The sequence below is a fragment of the Pseudomonas sp. PLMAX genome, assembly GCF_046042685.1.
GTDB classification, from domain to species: Bacteria; Pseudomonadota; Gammaproteobacteria; order Pseudomonadales; family Pseudomonadaceae; genus Aquipseudomonas; species Aquipseudomonas putida_AE.
In genome coordinates this window covers 5,588,393-5,608,945 of sequence record NZ_CP064949.1, presented here as the reverse complement: position 1 = coordinate 5,608,945, position 20,553 = coordinate 5,588,393, and the positions used below count along the sequence as shown (strand labels likewise).

Below are 20,553 nucleotides of genomic sequence, written 5' to 3'. Positions count from 1 at the left end.
CTTGACCCACGCAGAACGTCTCGAGGCTCTAGTGGAGCACACAGGCGACCTGGACAAGGCTGAAGCCCTGCAAGCGTCGATTCCGCCATGGTTGGCCACTGCGGATCTGCCAGTGGTGCAGGCGTTGAACGCTGCATTCGAGCAGTCGTTTCCAGCCCAAGGCAAGGTGGCGACGGCGCTTGAACAACTCAAGCCGCTGAACGAGTTCTGCAAAGAGCAACTGACTGACCTCTTGAAAGAAAAATGGGCGATCGAGGTCGACGTCGAGCGGGACACCCTGGAAATCGAAAAAAAAACCTGCGAAGCAATGGGGCTGGCCCCGTTCTGTCGCCTGATTGAAGAAAAAACCATATCACGCAGCCTGCTCCAGGCGGCCATGGAAAACTTCACCTTTGGGGAAGCAACGAGCGGCGGCGTTCTGAAGGGCGCGGTGATTCGAATCGATGCAAAGGCTCAATCAGGAACTGAAGTCACCGCTGAAAAATTCGCAACGCTCTGTCGTGAGCTCGATCTCGGTGCCCGCTATCAACGTCACATCACTGAAGCCCTGGCCTTACCGGCCAAGCCTGCAGACGGAGCGCCCATCGATGATCGGGCGGGTACCGCGGACATCCGGCGGCTCAAAGTGCTGGACATGCAGGTCGCACTGCACATGGCCTACCTTAAAAAGGACATCACCCCCGCCGTTTACAAGATGCTGCTGACTGTGCTCGAGCAGGATGTCCCGGCGGCTCAAACCAAGGGCGCCCTGTTGGATGGCGCACCGGTGCGTTGGCAAGGGCTGAGAATTCATGACGCCTGCATCTGTGGAGTCCTGGTGTTCAGCAAGGTCTCCATCGAGACCGACGCGAAGGCCAGGTGCGTGGTCTACATGCCGAACGAACCGCGTCGACCGCTGTTTGAATACGCCTCGCGGGAGGAATTCGAGAGCTACCTCACCCTTCATCTGCAAAGCAAAAGCTATAGGAAGTTTTTCGGCGGGCAATACCTGCACGGCCATGACAGGATCGGTTTTTTTACCGGGTTCGACAAGGACAAGAACCTGGGAACGCTGACTGCCACACCCGCCGACACCTGCCTTGCCGATTTTTTCTTCAGTTCGTTTGTCAGCAAGATTGAAGAAGACACACGAATCCTTGCTGTCCCGACCGAAGACGTCGATGCACAACAAAGGGAAAAAACCTATCAGGTATTGGAGGGTGCGGGTCTTGTGCTATTGACCGCATTCTCGTTTTTCGTCCCGGTGATCGGTCATCTGATGCTGGCGGCGGCTGCAGTCGATATCGTCAGCGAGGTGTTCGAAGGTGTGCAGGATTGGACACACGGTGAGCGAAAACAGGCGTTGTCGCATTTGCTCAACGTCGTGGAAAACCTCGGGCAGATGGCGGCATTCGCAGCGGGCGGCAAAGTGATCACGTCAGCCGTCAAAGGCGTGAAAGAGCAAGTGGCATTCTTCGACGGTTTCGAGGCCGTCACGCGCACGGATGGCAAGCCAAGGTTATGGAAGCCCGACCTCGAACCCTATAAACGGACCACGACACTGCCAGCCGACGTGCAAGCGGATTCGCAAGGGCTTTACCGGCATGCCGGGCAGACGTCGATCGTCATGGATGGAGCACCCTATGGCGTGACCCGCAATGCTGGGGACTCGGCATGGATCATCAACCACCCGGCGCGAACGGATGCCTACCAGCCTGCCGCCCTGCACAACGTGCACGGTGGCTGGCGGCATGTCCATGAGCACGCGCACGAGTGGCGCGATGGTGCTTACGCATTGGAACGCACGGATCAGCACCTGAGTGATTTGGGCAGTGATCTGGAAGCGATTGCCGAAATCACCGACATAACCCCTGAAAATGTGCACCCTTTGCATGAAAGCAACCTCAAGTTACCGCAGCGGCTGTATGACTGTGTCCAGCGTTTCAGGATCGAGCGGCGCATTACCAGGCTGGTCGCAGCGATGGCGCGGGGAGAGATCGCGAATACGGACTTCATCCAGGAACAACTGCATACGCTGCCGAGGCTGCCCGGCTGGCCGAAGGAACGCTTCATCGAAGTGCGCAACGAACAAGGCGGGGTCTTGTCCCGCTTCCCCGAGACTGCACCACAGGACGACGACGTCAACAGCGTGCAAGTCAGTCAGAAACAACTGGATTCGGGGCAACTGCTCGATACCGTTATCAAAGGCCTCTATCCGAACGAAGTGGAAAACATCGTCGGTAAAGCATCGACTGAATCGGACTCGCATCTGTTGGCAAAGAAGATCGCGATAAGCCTCGAGGGCGATCGTCAGTCGCTGTTCGAGTGGCTGTATACAACCTGGGACGGCAGCGCGACCGACGATGTCGCGACACTGCGCGAACACGCCGCTGACCTTCCCGTCCGAGTGGGTCAGGAGTTGCTGGAAAACGCCTCTGGCAGGGATCGAAGTTTTCTGGCTGATCGCAAGATAGCTGGTGTGGACCTCGCCCGGCAGGTTCGTGAGGCCCAGGCCATGATCAGGCAGGACCGTGCACTCACGGGGCTGCATCTGCCGCCACTGGCCAATGCCGATACCGACAAACTGGCGCTCGGACTGATGAACCGGGTGCAAGGCTGGAATGGCGACGTTCGACTCGAAGTGCGACAGGGATCGACAACCGGCACCTTGCTCGACAGCGTGGGCAAGGCAGAGGCGAAGTCGTGTGGAGTGATCGTCAAGATACCCACCGGCTATCAGGTCATCCAAGGCACTGGCAATGTGGTCTCCACACTGACGAGCGAAACGCTGCTCGAGTCGATACTGGATGCACTGCCTGCCTCACAACGCTCCGCCATGGGCTTGACTGGCAGCGATACCCTGGATGTCCCGACACTGCGATCACGCCTGTCGAGGGCCGCCACGGCTGACCCGGCGCACACCGGGCGGCTGCTGCGGGGTGAGCGCAATGAAACACCGGAACACCTGTCTGCCTGTGTCCAGGCCGATCCTCCCGCTGCCAGTGCTTATGCAAGAGGCATGATTCGTAAAGTCAAAAAGCTCTATCCGCTGTTCACCGAGATCCAGGTCTTGGCGTTCCTGGACGCGGCCGGCAGTACGCAGATGCAGCGGGGAAATCGAATCAGGGTTCTGGAACAGCAATTGAAGAAACTGCGCCAGGTGCTGCGCGACTGGCGTGACGATGAAATGCAAATGAAGTCACTTGGGGGGCAACTTGATGTTATCCGGGTCAACCGTCGTCAGGTGGCCATGACCATCGAGAACTGCTGGCGCCGGATAACGCCTGCAGGCTGGCCGCCACATGACCCCTTCACCTCGCTCACGCTGATTCGCAACCCGGTGGGCCCATTACCGACCCTGACCGAGGACGATGTCGCCCATGTGCGCAGCCTTTCCATCATGGACATGCAGGCCGGCGATGAACTGGAGTATTTTCTCAAGCCCTTCAAAGGCCTTGTCAGCCTGGAACTGGACCGCAATCGACTCACACGATTGCCTGAAGTGCTGTCACACATGCCTAACCTTCAACATTTGAGGCTGGACGGTAATGGGATAGCGCTTACCGAGCACACGTTGCGCAAACTGGCCGACATGCGCACATTGCGTACCTTGGGGCTCAGCGGCAATCGGTTGGGTGCCACCATCGATGTCAGCAAGATGCTGGATCTCAGAGACCTGTTCCTGCGCGATACCCATGCCACGGAACTGCCCGTCGGTCTTAACCGTTTGCCGTATCTGAATTTCCTCGACCTGCGTGGTAATCAGATAATGGAATTGCCCGCCTGGCTGTTCCAGGTCCCTCGGCGTTTCGCCGAAGCGATCAATCTGCGTGATAACCCGATATCCGAGACAAGCCGTACGCTGCTGGAAACCTATCGCAACAATAGGGGGGTCGGGATGGGGTTGCTGGACGATAAAGCCGTGGTGATCAGTGAACAAAGGGCTAGAGACCTGTGGCTGCCAGAAAATTCTGAAGAGACCTATACCCGTCGTAATCGTCAATGGCTGGCGCTGACGAACGAACCCGGCGCGAATGGATTCTTTGAACTGCTGGCAGAACTGGGTGGCAGCGCAGATAACCGCTTTGTCCACGAAGACATGACCCGTCGGGTGTGGAGTGTCATTGATGCGATCCAGACTGATTCGGCGTTGCGCGACCAATTGCTGGCGATGGCAGTGAGAGCCAATTGCGCTGATGCGGCGGCCACGATCTTCAGTAACCTTGAGGTGGCCGTGAATATCGATACGGTGGCTCGCCAGTCCGCCAATGCCCATGATCGGGCCGCTCGGCTGTTGAGTCTTGGGCGCCGCTTGTTCCGCCTGGATTACCTGACCAGGCTCGCCCGGGAACATGCCCGGCCCCATCCCGACCTCGAACCGCTGGAAGTGGAGTTGGCCTATCGCACCGGCCTGGCAGACAGGCTCGACATTTTCGGTCAGCCCCGGCATATGCGCTATGCGTCCAATAGCGGCGTAACAGCCAAGGACCTGGAAACCGCCTACAGCAAGGTCATCACCGCCGAAACATCCCCCGAACTATCGACTTACATACAGGGCCGCACGTTTTGGAGTGACTTTTTGCGACAGCATCATGGCAAGGACTTCACTGATGTGGCCGCGCCTTTTCAAGAGCAAATGCAGGCGGCCATTGATAGCGAGAAGGAGTTTGGCGCGGACTATCTCGCCACGGTCGACGGCATCGTCGCTAACATGAAGACAGAGGAGAGCAAGTTGTTGAAGCGCCTGACCGAGGCGGCCATGAAGGCCGTCGAGTCAGAGACTTGTTTTGCCCTGGATTGAACGCCTCAGGCCTTGCCGCGTATCAAGCGCCGCAAGGCGAAGCGGTTGGGATGGCAGGCCTCGGCCACGGCCCTGGGCAGCGGCAGCGGTTCGTCATCCAGCCAGGCGGCGATCAATTCGCCTGACAATGGAGCGGTGATCAGTCCTCGCGAACCGTGGCCGCTGTTGACGTACAAGCCATCCAGCCAGGGGCAGGGGATGTCCGGGGTTTGCCGGGCATCCTTGCTCAATACGCTGTAGGCGTCGGCGAAGGCCTGGCTGTCCGCCAATGGACCGACAATCGGCAAGTAATCCGGGCTGGTGCAGCGAAACGCTGCGCGGCCTTCAAGTTCATCGGCCTGCAAGGCGTGTGCGCCGAGACGGGCGACCAGATCCAGGGAAATTTCTTCGAGCATCTGCAAGTTGCCCAGATGTTCGGCAGAGGTTGGGGTCAGGTCGTCGTTGTTGAAATCGAAACTCGCCCCCAGGGTATGTTCGCCCAGGCGTGCCGGCGCGACATAACCTTCAGCGCACACCACGGTACTCAGTGACTGGCTTGCAGGGGTTTGCGGCAGGCGGGTGATTTGTCCGCGAATGCGCTTGAGCGGCAACTCGCGGCTGTAGGTGAATCGCTTGATCTCGGCAGCGCCGGCCAGCACCACGGTGGGGGCGTCGGCCAGCAGCCTGTCGCCATCCCAGGCTTGCCAGCCGCCATCCACGCGGCGCAGCTCCAGCACATCGTGATGGCTCAGCAGCTCGATGTTCGATTGCGTTGCCTGCCATTGGCACAACGCGGGTGGATGCACCCAACCGCCTTCGGGGTAGAACAGGCCCCCCGAGGGCAGCGCGATACCAGCACGAGCTTCGGCGTGGGTTTGATCGAGTACATGCAGCAAGCCTTCGGGAAACGCTATGGCCAATTGCGCCTGACGCTCGGCTTCCTTGGCATTGAAGGCCAGCTGCAACACCCCGCAATCGTCCCAGTCGACGCCCCGTTGCAAATGCTCGAGCAAGCGCCGGGTGTAACCGAATCCACTGATGATCAATTGCGACAACGCGGTGCCATGGGCGGAAAGCTTGAGGTACAGCACGCCCTGGGGATTGCCCGAGGCTTCCTGCGCCAGCCCGGCGTGACGCTCCAGCAGACTCACCTGCCAGCCGCGAGCCGCCAGGCTCGCGGCCGTCGCACAACCGGCCAGCCCGGCGCCGATCACCAGGGCGCGGCGTTCGCCGGTTGCCGGTGTCGGGCGAGCGAACCAGGGTTTGGTTACAGCGGGCATCGGGACTTCTTCGGGCCAGCCGAGAAACGTACCGCGCAGGATTTCCCATTTGTGGCCAATGCCTGGCGTACGTTTCATCTTGAAGCCCGCGGCATTGAGCAGCCGGCGCACCCAGCCGGTACTGGTGAAGGTGCTGATGGTCGAACCGGGTGCCGCCAGACGGGCGAGTTCGGCAAACAGTTCGGCGGTCCACATGTCGGGGTTTTTCGCCGGGGCGAAGCCGTCGAGAAACCAGGCGTCGATCTGCGCGTCCAGTTGCGGCAGTTGCTCCAGGGCATCGCCGATCAGCAAGGTGAGCGTGACGCGGCCGTTATCCAGGACCAGGCGCTGGAAACCCGGGTGGATCGCCCGGTATTGCGCCAGCAGTTGATCGGCGAACGGCTTGAGTTCGGGCCATAACGCCAGCGCTCGTTGCAGGTCGGGCAGGCTCAGCGGGTATTTCTCGACACTGACAAAATGCAATCGCGCACCGGCCTGCGCATGCTGTTCGAACAACTGCCAGGCACAGAGGAAATTCAATCCGGTGCCGAAACCGGTCTCGCCAATCACCAGTCGCCCGCCCACCGGCAACGCGGCAAAGCGTTCACGCAAGGCGTTCTGTTCGAGGAACACGTAGCGGGTTTCATCCAGCCCCGACAGGTCGGAAAAATACACATCGTCGAACACCCGCGAGCGCGGGAGGCCTTGGTCGTCCCAGTCGATCTGGGCGTGGGGCATTACAGGTTTCATGGCAGGCTCGGTCACGGCAAGGCGCACATTCTATCCGATCGCGGCCGGGGTGCTTGATCCATGGCAAGGCCGGCAACGGCCCCGGCGATGAAAATGGGATTTCTCCCCCGCAGGAGAGGTCAATCCACTAGTCTTGCTCACATCTGCCAGGGAGCTGCCCATGTTCGAATCCGCTGAAATCGATCACGCCATCGACAAAGAAACCTACGACGCCGAGGTCCCGGCCTTGCGTGAAGCCTTGCTCGACGCGCAATTCGAACTGCGCCAGCAGGGCCGGTTTCCGGTGATCATCCTGATCAATGGCATCGAAGGCGCCGGCAAGGGTGAGACGGTGAAATTGCTCAACGAATGGATGGACCCGCGCCTGATCGAGGTGCGCACCTTCGATCAGCAAACCGACGAAGAACTGGCGCGGCCACCGGCCTGGCGCTATTGGCGGATGCTCCCGGCCCGGGGTCGCATGGGCATCTTTTTCGGCAACTGGTACAGCCAGATGCTGCAGGCCCGGGTCCACGGCGTGATCAAGGACCCAAGGCTCGATCAAAGTATCAACGCCGCCGAACGCCTGGAAAAAATGCTCTGCGACGAAGGCGCGCTGATCTTCAAGTTCTGGTTCCACCTGTCCAAGAAACAGATGAAGGCACGCCTCAAGGCGTTGGCCGACGACCCGCTGCACAGCTGGCGCATCAGCCCACTGGACTGGCAGCAGTCCGAAACCTACGACCGCTTTGTGAAATACGGTGAGCGCGTCTTGCGGCGCACCAGCCGCGACTATGCGCCATGGCATGTGATCGCGGGCATGGATGCGCATTACCGCAGCCTGGTGGTGGGGAAGATTCTGCTCGAAGGCCTGCAGGGCGCGCTGAAAAGGCCGAAAATCCGCCCGGAAAAAGTCAACGCCGCGCCCGTGTTCCCCAGCGTCGATCAATTGAACCTGCTGGACAGCCTCGACCTCACGTTGCATCTGGCCAAGGACGATTATGAAGAGCAACTGATCACCGAACAGGCCAGGTTTTCCGGTTTGATGCGCGACAAACGCATGCGCCGCCACGCACTGATTGCTGTGTTCGAAGGCAATGACGCGGCAGGCAAGGGTGGGGCGATTCGCCGGGTTGCCGCTGCCCTGGACCCGCGCCAGTACAACATCGTGCCGATTGCCGCGCCCACCGAAGAGGAGCGGGCGCAGCCGTATCTCTGGCGTTTTTGGCGGCATGTGCCCGCGCGGGGCAAATTCACCATGTTCGACCGCTCCTGGTATGGCCGGGTGCTGGTGGAACGTATCGAGGGATTCTGCACCCCGGCGGACTGGCTGCGCGCCTACAGCGAAATCAACGACTTTGAGGAACAGCTGACCGACGCCGGGGTGATCGTGGTGAAGTTCTGGCTGTCCATCGACAAACAGACTCAACTGGAGCGCTTCCAGGAGCGCGAAAATATTCCGTTCAAACGCTTCAAGATCACCGAGGACGATTGGCGCAACCGCGACAAGTGGGACGACTATCGCACCGCTGTCGGTGACATGGTCGACCGCACCAGCACGGAGATCTCGCCCTGGACCCTGGTGGAGGCCAATGACAAACGCTGGGCGCGGGTCAAGGTGTTGCGCACCATCAACCACGCCCTGGAAGAGGCGTTCGAAAAGTCGGGCAAGCGCAAGGGCAAATAGTCAGGCGATGGTTACGCATACGCGGGGTGAATGATTGTCGCGGTCGGTAATTGAGTGGGCTTATGCTCAGTCCACTCTCAACTGACAACAACAATGAGGTATGCCATGCGTGAAGTGGTGATCGTCGACAGCGTGCGGACCGGCCTGGCCAAATCCTTTCGCGGCAAGTTCAACATGACCCGTCCCGACGACATGGCGGCGCATTGTGTCGACGCCTTGCTGGCGCGTACCGGCATCGACCCGGCCAGCGTTGAGGATTGCATCGTCGGTGCCGGCTCCAACGAAGGCTCCCAGGGGTACAACATCGGGCGCAACGTCGCGGTCTTGTCGCGCCTGGGCATCGGTGTCGCCGGCATGACCCTCAACCGCTTCTGCTCCTCAGGCTTGCAGGCGATCGCCATTGCCGCCAACCAGATCGCCTCCGGTTGCAGCGACATCATCGTGGCCGGTGGCGTCGAGTCCATCAGCCTGACGATGAAAAGCATCAACACCGATCACCTGATCAATCCGCTGCTCAAGGAGCAGGTGCCGGGTATCTATTTCCCGATGGGCCAGACCGCCGAAATCGTCGCGCGTCGATACGACGTCAGCCGCGAAGAACAGGACCTGTACGCCCTGCAAAGCCAGCAGCGCACTGCCCAGGCACAGGCCGCCGGATTGTTCGACGATGAAATCGTGCCGATGGCGGTGAAGTACCGGGTGGAAGACAAGGCCACCGGCCAGGTGCAGATACTTGAGGGCGTCGTCGATCACGACGACTGCAACCGTCCCGAGACCACCTTGCAAAGCCTGGCCGGATTGAAGCCGGTGTTTGCCGAGGGTGGCTCGGTCACCGCCGGTAACTCGTCACAGCTGTCCGACGGCGCCTCCATGACCCTGGTGATGAGCCTGGAAAAAGCCCTGGCGCTGGGCTTGAAGCCCAAAGCGTTCTTCCGCGGATTCACCGTGGCGGGCTGCGAACCGGACGAGATGGGCATCGGCCCGGTGTTCTCGGTGCCGAAACTGCTCAAGGCCAAGGGCTTGCACATCAACGATATCGATTTGTGGGAACTCAACGAAGCCTTCGCCTCGCAATGCCTGTACGCGCGTAACCGGCTGGAGATCGACAACGACCGGTACAACGTCAATGGCGGCTCGATTTCCATCGGCCACCCGTTCGGCATGACCGGTTCGCGCCAGGTCGGGCACATCGTTCGCGAGTTGCAGCGACGCAACCTGCGTTACGGCATCGTCACCATGTGCGTGGGGGGCGGGATGGGGGCTACGGGGTTGTTTGAGGCGGTGCGTTAGGTCTTCAGGATTTGTATTGATTGTCAGATAGCTTTCGCGAGCAAGCCCGCTCCCACACTGGATCTGCGTCACACAGTAGATCCCTGTGGGAGCGGGCTTGCTCGCGAAGGGGCCGCTGGTTATTAGATAACTGCTGCGACCTGCACAGTTTCATTCGCGGCCAGTCCTTAACTGTCCCTGTGTCCGAAGCGACTCAGCGCCTAGAATGGCGCTACTTGTTTTCCGGATTGGGGTTCGCATGCACATTTCATCGGGTCGCTGGGTTTATGGGCTGTTCCTGGCCTTGCTGACCGCGCTGTTGTGGGGAATCCTGCCGATCAAGCTCAAGCAGGTGCTGCTGGTGATGGACCCGGTCACCGTGACCTGGTTTCGCCTGATGGTCTCCGGTGGCTGCCTGTTCATTTACCTGGCGGCGACCCGGCGCCTGCCGAGCCGCAAGGTGCTCGGCCCGCGCGGGGGCTGGCTGGTGCTGATGGCGGTACTCGGCCTGGTGGGCAATTACGTGCTGTATCTGATGGGGTTGAACCTGCTCAGCCCCGGCACCGCGCAACTGGTGGTGCAGATGGGCCCGATCATGTTGCTGATCGCCAGTGTGTTCGTGTTCAAGGAGCGCTTCAGCCTGGGGCAGGGGATTGGCTTGCTGGTGTTGCTGGTCGGTTTCGTGCTGTTTTTCAACCAGCGCCTGAGTGAACTGTTGACCTCGTTGAGCGACTACACCGCCGGTGTCCTGCTGGTGTTGCTGGCCTCCACGGTCTGGACATTTTATGCGCTGGGGCAGAAGCAGTTGCTGACCGTGTGGAATTCGTTGCAGGTGATGATGGTGATCTACCTGTTCTGCGGGCTGTTGCTGACGCCGTGGGTGCATCCGCTGGAGGCGCTGCAATTGACCCCCGTGCAAGGCTGGCTGCTGCTGGCGTGCTGCATGAACACCCTGATTGCCTATGGCGCATTCGCCGAGGCGCTGGCGCATTGGGAGGCATCGCGGGTCAGTGCGACCCTGGCGATCACGCCGCTGGTGACCTTGGCCGCCGTGGCCGTGGCGGCCTGGTGGTGGCCGGAGTATGTGCACGCCGAGACCATCAATGGCCTGGGGTATGGCGGGGCGGTGTTGGTGGTGTTGGGGTCGGCGCTGGTGGCGTTGGGGCCGTCGTTGATTGCAGGGTTGAAGGCGCGAAAAGCCCGAATGGCGGTCAGTTAGACCGCGTTATCGTTCTTCGTCGGAACGCCGCCCGGAGCAAGCCCGCTCCCACATGATCCGTGCACGGTCCATTGTGGGAGCGGGCTTGCTCGCGAAGGCGAACTGTCAGGCGCTACAGACTCAGCCCTTGGCCCCAGCCTCCAGCATATTCTCCGGCCTCACCCAGGCATCGAACTCTTCATCGGTCAGATACCCCAACTGCAACGCCGCCGCCCGCAGTGTCAGCCCCTCGGCATAGGCTTTCTTGGCGATCTCCGCCGATTTGTCATAACCAATGTGCGGGTTCAGCGCAGTCACCAGCATCAACCCTTGTTCCAGGTGCTCGGCCATTTTCCCGGCATCCGGTTCCAGGCCGGCGATGCAATGCTGCTGGAAGTTGCTGCAGCCATCGGCCAGCAGGCGGATCGATTGCAGCAGGTTGTGGATGATCACCGGCTTGAACACGTTCAACTGCAGGTGCCCCTGGCTCGCCGCGAAGCCGATGGTCACGTCGTTGCCCAGGACCTGGCAGGCCAGCATCGACAGCGCTTCGCACTGGGTCGGGTTGACCTTGCCCGGCATGATCGAACTGCCCGGTTCGTTGGCCGGCAGTTTCACTTCGGCAAAGCCGGCGCGGGGGCCGGAGCCGAGCAAGCGCAAGTCATTGGCGATTTTCATCAGGGTCACGGCGAGGGTTTTCAGCGCGCCGGACAAGGTGGTCAGCGGCTCGTGGCCGGCCAGGGCCGCAAACTTGTTCGGCGCGGTGATGAACGGCAAGCCGGAAAGGGCGGCTAGTTCCGCGGCGATGGCTTCGCCGAAGCCGTGGGGCGAGTTCAGCCCGGTGCCGACCGCCGTACCGCCCTGGGCCAGTTCACAGACCGCCGGCAGCGCACTGCGGATCGCCCGTTCGGCGTAGTCGAGCTGGGCGATGAACGCCGAGACTTCCTGGCCAAAGGTGATCGGCGTGGCGTCCATCATGTGGGTGCGGCCGGTCTTGACCAGTTTCATGTGGCGGGCCGAGAGCTCGGCCAGGCCGCCGGACAGTTCGCTGATCGCCGGCAGCAGGCGCTGTTGCACGGCCTGGGCGGCGGCGATGTGCATGGCCGTGGGGAAGCAGTCGTTGGAGCTCTGGGAGCGGTTGACGTGATCGTTGGGATGCACCGGAGACTTGCCGCCACGGGGGTTGCCGGCCAGTTCGTTGGCGCGTCCGGCGATCACTTCGTTGACGTTCATGTTGCTCTGGGTGCCGCTGCCGGTCTGCCAGACCACCAGCGGGAACTGATCGTCATGCTCGCCGTCGAGCACTTCGTCGGCCGCCTGCTCGATCAGCCTGGCGATGTCGGCGGGCAAATCGCCGTTGCGGTCGTTGACCCTTGCCGCGGCTTTCTTGATCAGCGCCAGGCCGTGCAGTACCGCCAGCGGCATGCGTTCTTCGCCGATGGCGAAGTTGACCAGCGAGCGTTGCGTCTGAGCACCCCAATAGGCCTCTTCCGGGACTTCAACCTGGCCCAGGCTGTCGGTTTCGATTCGGCTCATCATGCACACTCCTGTAGGTCTGGTTGCGCAGTTTAGGCCGTGATCGACGGCCGTGGTTCCATCAGTCTGTATTCTGCCCATTCAACCCCTCTAAATCAGGCGCGACAAGGCTTGGGGTTGAGCGACACACTTTTTTAGGCGCAGAATGGTCGTCCTTGGGGTTTTACCTCGCCTGCTAGAAAAGGAAACTCGATGACTCGTCTTCGTGCCATCTGTACCGCGGTTGCACTGGTCTGCGCCAGCGGCCCTGTTTTTGCCGATACCGCCAGCCACAACGCCAGTGCCGAGGCTTTCCTGACCCTGGCGCACGCTGACAAACTGGGCACTCCGGTGTACATGCAAGTACAGCAGATGTTCGCCCAGCGCTTCCAGCAAACCAAAGCCCCCGAGTCGAAAAAAGCCGTACTGGAAACCTACCAGGCCAAGGCCAACGCCGCTCTGGACCAGGCCATTGGCTGGAACAAGCTGAAACCGGACATGGTCAAGCTCTACACCACCAACTTCACCGAGTCGGAGCTCAAGGACCTGGTCGCGTTCTACAAGTCGCCACTGGGCAAGAAAGTCCTGGAGAAAATGCCGCAGCTGACCCAGCAATCGGCCCAGATGACCCAGGCCAAGCTGGAAAGCGCCGTGCCTGTGGTCAACAAGCTGCTGGCTGACATGACCGCCGAGCTGGATCCGAAAGGCGCCGCCGCTCCAGCCAAGAAAAAGCCATAAGCGGAGTTCGGCATGACCATGCAACAACGTATCGAATCGACGCTGGGCCTGTTACAGCCTGAGCATTTGCAGGTGCTGGACGAAAGCCACATGCACAGCCGTGGGCTTTCAACCCACTTCAAGGCCGTGGTGGTCAGTGCGCAGTTCGAAGGCCTGAACCGGGTCAAGCGCCACCAGAAGGTCTACGGCACGCTGGGCGAGCTGATGGGCGAATTCCATGCGTTGGCCTTGCACACCTACACGCCTGAGGAATGGGCGCAGATCGACGCGGCGCCGGCTTCGCCGACCTGTGCCGGTGGCAGTAAATCCTGAATCACCTTGTGGCGCTGGCTTGTTGTAGGAGCTGGCTTGCCAGCGAAGGCGTCCATGAGATCGCTTTCGCTGGCAAGCCAGCTCCTACACAAGCCAGCTCCTACAGGGATCGCGTAATTTTTGTTAGAATGTCCAACGCGCCGCTCCTGCGGCGCGTTTTTTTTCGCATCCGGTTCACCCCTTACGAGGGTAGCCACCTGGAGATTTACCCATGACACAACAGATTGTCGTGGCGGCACTGTATAAGTTCGTCACCCTGCAAGATTACGTCGCCCTGCGCGAGCCACTGCTGCAAGCGATGGTCGACAACGGCATCAAAGGCACGCTGCTGATCGCCGAAGAAGGCATCAACGGCACCGTGTCCGGCAGCCGCGAAGGCATCGACGGGCTGATGGCCTGGCTCAAGAACGACCCGCGCATGGACGACATCGACCATAAAGAGTCGTACTGCGACGAGCAGCCGTTCTACCGCACCAAGGTCAAGCTCAAGAAAGAGATCGTGACCCTGGGCGTCGAGGGCGTGGACCCGAACAAAAAGGTCGGCACCTACGTCGACCCACAGGACTGGAACGCGCTGATCAACGACCCGGAAGTCCTGTTGATCGATACCCGCAACGACTACGAAGTCTCGATCGGCACCTTTGAAGGCGCGATCGACCCGAAAACCACCAGTTTTCGCGAATTCCCCGACTACATCAAAGCCAACTTCGACCCGGCCGTGCACAAGAAGGTGGCGATGTTCTGCACCGGCGGCATTCGTTGTGAAAAAGCTTCGAGCTACATGCTCAGCGAGGGCTTCGATGAGGTCTACCACCTCAAGGGTGGCATCCTGAAATACCTCGAAGAGGTGCCTCAGGAAGAAACCAAGTGGCAGGGCGACTGCTTCGTGTTCGACAACCGCGTGACCGTGCGCCACGACCTGAGCGAAGGCGACTACGATCAATGTCATGCCTGCCGCACACCGGTCAGCGTGGACGACCGTGCGTCCGAGCATTATGTGCCCGGCATCAGTTGCCCGCATTGCTGGAATACGCTGAGCGAGAAGACCCGTCGCAGCGCCATCGACCGGCAAAAGCAGATCGAACTGGCCAAGGCGCGCAACATGCCGCACCCGATCGGCTACAACTACAAGCAAACATCCACCGAGGCCTGAACCATGTCTGCACGCCTGCTCTATGTGATGGACCCGATGTGTTCCTGGTGCTGGGGCTTCGCGCCGGTTGCCAACGCATTGGTCGAGCAGGCGCAAGCCGCCGGCGTGGACGTACACCTGGTGGTGGGTGGTTTGCGCACTGGCAGTGGTTCGGCGCTGGAGCCGACCACCCGTCGCTACATCCTGGAGCATTGGCAGGCAGTCACCGAGGCCACCGGCCAACCCTTCAAGCTTGAAGGTGCTTTGCCCGACGGTTTCGTCTATGACACCGAACCCGCTTGCCGGGCGCTGGTGACGGCACGTGGGCTGGCGCCGGATTGCGCCTGGAAGCTGCTCGGGTTGATCCAGCATGCGTTTTACGCCGAAGGTCGCGATGTCACCCACGCCAGCGTTCTGGTGGAACTGGCGGAGCAGGCCGGGGTGCCGCGCATCGAGTTCGCCGCCGCTTTCGACCGTGCCGATACGCACGTCGCGACGGCTGCCGATTTCACCTGGGTCCAGGACCTCGGCATCGCCGGTTTTCCGACCTTGCTGGCTGAGCGTAATGGTCAATTGGCGTTGCTGACCAATGGCTATCAGCCCCTCAGTGTCCTGTCCCCGTTGCTCGGCCGCTGGCTGGAGCGCGCCGCCTGTGCATGACCAGCCCGACGACACCCCAGCCGTAAAGCGTGTCGACCGACTGAGCTGGGCAGAAATCCGTCGCCTGGCCCTGCATCACAAGAAATCCCTGTGGATCGCCAACGGCGTGGCCGTGCTGGCGACCCTGTGCAGCGTGCCGATTCCCTTGCTGCTGCCGTTGCTGGTGGACGAAGTGTTGCTGGGGCACGGTGACGCCGCGCTGAAAATCATGAACCTCGCGCTGCCAGAGGCTTGGCAGAAAGCTGCGGGTTACATCGGCCTGATGCTGGTGGTGACCCTGGCCCTGCGTTGCGCGGCCTTGCTGTTCAACGTGGTGCAGGCGCGCCTGTTCGCCGCCCTGGCCAAGGACATCGTCTACCGCATTCGCATCCGCCTGATCGAGCGCCTCAAGCGTATTTCGCTGGGGGAATACGAAAGCCTGGGCAGCGGCACGGTGACCACGCACCTGGTGACCGATCTCGACACCCTGGACAAATTCGTCGGCGAAACCCTCAGTCGTTTCCTGGTGGCCATGCTGACGCTGGTGGGCACTGCGGCCATCCTGGTGTGGATGCACTGGCAACTGGCGCTGCTGATCCTGTTGTTCAATCCGCTGGTGATCTACGCCACGGTGCAGCTGGGCAAGCGGGTCAAGCACCTGAAGAAACTCGAGAACGACAGCACCTCGCGCTTCACCCAGGCATTGACCGAAACCCTGGACGCGATCCAGGAAGTGCGTGCCGGTAATCGCCAAGGCTTCTTCCTCGGCCGATTGGGGCAACGCGCCCGGGACGTACGGGATTACGCGGTGAATTCGCAATGGAAAACCGATGCCTCGAACCGGGCCAGCGGTTTGCTGTTCCAGTTCGGCATCGATATTTTTCGGGCGGCGGCCATGCTCACCGTGCTGTTTTCCGACCTGTCCATCGGCCAGATGCTCGCGGTATTCAGCTACCTGTGGTTCATGATCGGTCCGGTCGAGCAACTGCTCAACCTGCAATATGCCTACTACGCCGCCGGCGGCGCGCTGTCGCGCATCAATGAGCTGCTGTCGCGCGCCGATGAGCCGCAGTACCCGAACGGCGTCGACCCGTTCATTGGTCGCCAGACCGTGGGCATCGAGGTTCAGGGCCTGAGTTTCGGCTACGGTGACGAGCTGGTCTTGAACCAGATGAACCTGTCGATCGCACCCGGTGAAAAGGTCGCGATCGTCGGCGCCAGCGGCGGCGGCAAGAGCACCCTGGTGCAATTGCTGCTGGGCTTGTACACGCCGTTGGCCGGGACCATTCGCTTTGGCGGCTCGACCCAGCAGGAGATCGGCCTGGATACCGTGCGGGAAAATGTCGCGGTGGTCCTGCAACACCCGGCGCTGTTCAACGACACGGTGCGGGCGAACCTGACCATGGGCCGCGAACGCAGCGACGAGGCCTGCTGGAACGCCCTGGAAATCGCCCAATTGCACAACACCGTGCGCGAGTTGCCCAATGGCCTGGACAGTGTTGTCGGGCGTTCCGGCGTGCGCCTGTCGGGCGGCCAGCGCCAGCGCCTGGCCATCGCGCGGATGGTGCTGGCCGATCCCAAGGTGGTGATTCTCGACGAGGCCACCTCGGCGCTGGATGCCGCCACCGAATACAACCTGCACCAGGCGCTGGCGCGATTCCTCAGCCACCGCACTACCCTGATCATCGCCCATCGCCTGTCGGCGGTGAAGCAGGCCGACCGGGTCCTGGTGTTCGACGGCGGGCAGATTGCCGAAGATGGCGACCATCAGCAGCTGATTGCCGAGGGTGGTCTTTACGCCAAGCTTTATGGGCATTTGCAGCAGCATTGAGGCAATGCCAAGGCAGGTCGCGTGGACTTTCCCGCATTGGCAGGAGGCTCTCGCTTGCCGGGATGCAGAAGGCCCCCTAGTCTAGCGGTAGCGATCACGTGGATGATGATCTGGCAGTGCTAAAACAAGGGACCCCATGAATCAAACCCGGACTCTCGGAACGCCGCGGCTATTGGGCATCGTCTGGCCTTTTATCGCCGTCGTGTTATTTCAGGCCCTGTTGGGGGGCGTCAGCCTTTATGTACTGTCGGCGGTCCGCGGCTATGTTGCGGGTGAAAGCCTGTGGTCCAAGGGTCAGAAAGACGCCATCTATTACCTCAACCTGTATGCCGACGGCCGCGACGAGAGCAAATTCCTCAAATACCAGGAAGCCATTGCCGTCCCTCAGGGAGGGCACGAGTTGCGAGTGGCACTGGATCAGCAGCCACCCGATCTCGAGGCGGCCAGGCAGGCGATCCTCAAGGGTGGCAACCACCCCGACGACGTTCCCAGCCTGATCTGGCTGTACCTCAATTTCCGCCATTTCAGCTTCCTCGAAAAAGCCATCGACCTGTGGACCGTGGGTGACGGGTACCTGGTGCAACTCGATGACGTCGCGAGGGACATGCATCAGCACATCAGCGTCAGGCAGACCACCCCGGCTGATATCCAGCGCTGGAAGGAACAGATATTCGCCATCAACGACGAGGTGACACCGGCGGCCAAGGCCTTCAGCGATGCGCTGGGCGAGGGCTCGCGGATGATCCTGCGGCTGCTGCTGGCGACAAACCTGGCCACCGCCCTCGGCCTGATCGCCCTGGCGCTGCTGCGCACGCATAAACTGCTCAAGCAGCGCCATGCGTTCGCCGACGCCCTGCAACTGGAGAAAGAGCGGGCGCAAATCACCCTGCAATCGATCGGCGATGCAGTGATCACCACCAATGTCGAGGGCGCGATCGCCTACATGAATCCGGCCGCCGAAGCCCTGACCCACTGGAAAGCCGACCAGGCGACCGGCTTGCCGCTGGCGGCGCTGTTCAATCTGCTGGACGACAACGCCCAGGCCGATGGCTTCACCTTGATCGAGCACATCCTCAGCGGTCAGCTCAGTGGTGGCAGCGAACACTCCAAGCTGATTCAGCGCCTCGATGGCAGCACGGTGTCGGTCACCCTGGTCGGGGCGCCGATCCACAATGCCGGCAAGGTCAGCGGCACCGTGCTTGTGTTGCATGACATGACCCAGGAACGGCAATACATTGCCAACCTGTCCTGGCAGGCGACCCATGATGCCTTGACCGGGCTCGCCAACCGCCGCGAGTTCGAATTTCGCCTGGAACAGGCATTGCAGGCCCTGACGCGACAATCGGGGCGCCACGCCTTGATGTTCCTCGACCTGGATCAGTTCAAGCTGGTCAACGATACCTGCGGTCACGCGGCGGGTGACGAGTTGCTGCGGCACATTTGTGCGCTGTTGCAGTCCGGGTTGCGCGAGGGCGACACCCTGGCCCGCTTGGGCGGTGACGAGTTCGGCATCCTGCTGGAGAACTGTGGGCCGGAGGCGGCCGAGAAAATTGCCGAGGGGTTGCGCCAGACCGTGCAGAACCTGCACTTCGTCTGGAAGGGCCGGCCGTTCGTGACCACCGTGAGTATCGGGCTGGTGCATATCGCGCAAAATCCGACCACCCTCGAAGTCTCCCTGCGTGCTGCCGACATGGCCTGCTACATGGCCAAGGAAAAGGGTCGTAACCGGGTTCAGGTGTATCACCCGGACGACTCGGAGCTGTCCCTGCGCTTTGGCGAAATGGCCTGGGTGCAGCGCCTGCACATGGCCCTGGAAGAAGACCGCTTTTGTCTGTACGCCCAGGAAATTGCCCCGCTCGGACATGTCGAACAGGGTGGCGGGCATATCGAGATTCTGCTGCGCCTGCATGACGAAGCCGGACGCATGATATTGCCCGACAGTTTTATTCCGGCAGCCGAACGTTATGGGCTGATGACTTCGTTGGATCGTTGGGTTGTACAGAACGTATTCAAGATCATTGCCCAATGTATTGCCGAAGAGCACAAAGGACCTTTAGCACTTTGTGCGATTAATCTGTCAGGCACAACTATAGGAGATGACGCGTTCCTCGACTTCCTGCGTCAACAGTTCATTACTTACCAAATACCACCTGAAATAATTTGTTTTGAAATCACTGAAACCAGCGCTATTTCAAATCTTGGTAGTGCAATTAGATTTATCAATGAACTCAAAAGCTTAGGTTGCCTGTTTTCGTTAGACGACTTTTGCGCCGGTATGTCCTCATTCGCCTACTTGAAACATTTACCTGTAGACTTCCTGAAGATCGACGGAAGTTTCGTAAAGGATATGCTGGACGACCCGATTAACCGCGCCATGGTCGAAGTGATCAACCACATCGGTCATGTCATGGGTAAGCGTACGATTGCCGAGTTTGTTGAAACACCCCAGATCGAGCAGGCATTGCTGGAGATCGGGGTTGATTACGCTCAAGGGTATGTTATTGAACGCCCGCATCTGTTTACCTGCGATAGTTTGCAAAGTCGTCCAGCCAGACCGCAGCCCTTGTTGTTCAAGGCGCCCGGTACGTTCCGTTGAAGTCTCTCGTCGATCAGAACAATCACAATCAAAAGGAGCCCGACAGTGATCGAGACTTTCAACCGCACCGGACCACTCATGGAAGCTGCAAGTTATCCCGCCTGGGCCCAGCGCCTGATTCAGGATTGCAGCGCGAGTAAGCGCCGGGTTGTCGAACACGAACTGTATCAACGCATGCGAGATAACAAACTCAGCGCCAAGACCATGCGCCAGTACCTGATCGGTGGCTGGCCCGTAGTCGAACAGTTCGCGTTATACATGGCACAGAACCTGACCAAGACCCGTTTTGCCCGCCACCCCGGCGAGGACATGGCGCGTCGCTGGTTGATGCGCAATATTCGTGTCGAATTGAACCATGCCGACTACTGGGTGAACTGGAGCCGTGCCCACGGCGTCAGCCTGGAAGATCTGCAGGCGCAGCAGGTGGCCCCTGAGCTTCACGCCTTGAGCCATTGGTGCTGGCACACCAGTTCCTCCGACTCGCTGATCGTGGCCATTGCCGCCACCAACTACGCCATTGAAGGCGCGACCGGTGAGTGGTCGGCGCTGGTCTGTTCCAACGGCCTCTACGCGGCGGCGTTCCCTGAAGAGGATCGCAAGCGGGCCATGAAGTGGCTGAAGATGCATGCCCAGTACGACGATGCCCATCCGTGGGAAGCGCTGGAAATCATCTGCACGCTGGCCGGGATGAACCCGAGCCAGGCATTGCAGGTGGAATTGCGCCAGGCCGTGTGCAAGAGCTACGACTATATGTTCCTGTTCCTCGAGCGTTGTATGCAGCTCGAACACGCCGAAAAAGCCCCGGTGGCGCGTGAGCGCATGGCACTGGCCGAAACCTGATCGGTAGACGCCCATGAAAAAGCCCGCCCCCTGATGCCAGGGGGCGGGC

The 20,553-nt window shown here is 60.6% G+C and carries 13 protein-coding genes; 11 read left to right on the top strand and 2 right to left on the bottom strand.

Annotated features, from left to right (window positions below):
* Positions 1–115 precede the first annotated feature (115 nt).
* A complete protein-coding gene (locus DKB71_RS25425) occupies positions 116–4,780 on the top strand; it encodes an NEL-type E3 ubiquitin ligase domain-containing protein (RefSeq protein ID WP_408598193.1) in 4,665 nt (1,554 codons plus the stop codon).
* A gap of 5 nt (positions 4,781–4,785) precedes the next feature.
* Here the strand turns inward: DKB71_RS25425 and mnmC are convergent, their stop codons facing one another.
* Entirely contained in the window at positions 4,786–6,768 is a 1,983-nt protein-coding gene (gene mnmC / locus DKB71_RS25420; protein ID WP_408598191.1) for a bifunctional tRNA (5-methylaminomethyl-2-thiouridine)(34)-methyltransferase MnmD/FAD-dependent 5-carboxymethylaminomethyl-2-thiouridine(34) oxidoreductase MnmC, read from the bottom strand.
* 160 nt (positions 6,769–6,928) lie between these two features.
* Here mnmC and pap point away from each other — a divergent pair, with 160 nt between their 5' ends.
* The 3 genes from pap (at position 6,929) to DKB71_RS25405 (ending at position 10,922) form a co-directional block, all read left to right on the top strand.
* Positions 6,929–8,434 carry a polyphosphate:AMP phosphotransferase gene (gene pap, locus DKB71_RS25415; RefSeq protein WP_274073009.1) on the top strand — a complete coding sequence of 502 codons (1,506 nt, stop codon included), beginning with the start codon at positions 6,929–6,931 and terminating at the stop codon, positions 8,432–8,434.
* Positions 8,435–8,539: 105 nt separating this feature from the next.
* The gene (locus tag DKB71_RS25410; protein WP_408598189.1) at positions 8,540–9,724 is read left to right on the top strand and encodes a thiolase family protein; all 1,185 of its coding nucleotides are present in this window, start codon (positions 8,540–8,542) and stop codon (positions 9,722–9,724) included.
* A 238-nt stretch (positions 9,725–9,962) separates the two neighbouring features.
* Complete coding sequence (locus DKB71_RS25405; protein ID WP_323609068.1) at positions 9,963–10,922, top strand: DMT family transporter; 960 nt, start codon at positions 9,963–9,965, stop codon at positions 10,920–10,922.
* Between the two features lie 120 nt (positions 10,923–11,042).
* On the opposite strand, the gene DKB71_RS25400 is transcribed toward DKB71_RS25405, so the two are convergent.
* On the bottom strand, positions 11,043–12,437 hold the full coding sequence (locus DKB71_RS25400; RefSeq protein WP_323609067.1) for a class II fumarate hydratase: 1,395 nt from the start codon (positions 12,435–12,437) through the stop codon (positions 11,043–11,045).
* Positions 12,438–12,629: 192 nt separating this feature from the next.
* On the opposite strand from DKB71_RS25400, the gene DKB71_RS25395 reads away from it, so the two are divergent.
* From DKB71_RS25395 to DKB71_RS25365, 7 genes are all read left to right on the top strand, one after another.
* On the top strand, positions 12,630–13,154 hold the full coding sequence (locus tag DKB71_RS25395) for a DUF2059 domain-containing protein (RefSeq protein ID WP_408598186.1): 525 nt from the start codon (positions 12,630–12,632) through the stop codon (positions 13,152–13,154).
* 12 nt (positions 13,155–13,166) lie between these two features.
* Positions 13,167–13,466, top strand: coding sequence for a BolA family transcriptional regulator (locus DKB71_RS25390; protein WP_274073014.1), 300 nt, complete (start codon positions 13,167–13,169; stop codon positions 13,464–13,466).
* A 211-nt stretch (positions 13,467–13,677) separates the two neighbouring features.
* Positions 13,678–14,619: a rhodanese-related sulfurtransferase gene (locus tag DKB71_RS25385; RefSeq protein ID WP_323626936.1), complete on the top strand. Its 942-nt coding sequence runs from the start codon at positions 13,678–13,680 to the stop codon at positions 14,617–14,619.
* Positions 14,620–14,622: 3 nt separating this feature from the next.
* Positions 14,623–15,258, top strand: a complete 636-nt coding sequence (locus tag DKB71_RS25380; protein ID WP_274073016.1) for a DsbA family protein — start codon at positions 14,623–14,625, stop codon at positions 15,256–15,258.
* A complete protein-coding gene (locus DKB71_RS25375; protein ID WP_408598183.1) occupies positions 15,251–17,068 on the top strand; it encodes an ABC transporter ATP-binding protein in 1,818 nt (605 codons plus the stop codon). The genes DKB71_RS25380 and DKB71_RS25375 overlap by 8 nt, the downstream gene beginning before the upstream one ends.
* A 136-nt stretch (positions 17,069–17,204) precedes the next feature.
* The gene (locus DKB71_RS25370) at positions 17,205–19,664 is read left to right on the top strand and encodes an EAL domain-containing protein (protein WP_406591449.1); all 2,460 of its coding nucleotides are present in this window, start codon (positions 17,205–17,207) and stop codon (positions 19,662–19,664) included.
* Between the two features lie 45 nt (positions 19,665–19,709).
* On the top strand, positions 19,710–20,504 hold the full coding sequence (locus tag DKB71_RS25365; protein WP_274073019.1) for a TenA family transcriptional regulator: 795 nt from the start codon (positions 19,710–19,712) through the stop codon (positions 20,502–20,504).
* Positions 20,505–20,553 lie beyond the last annotated feature (49 nt).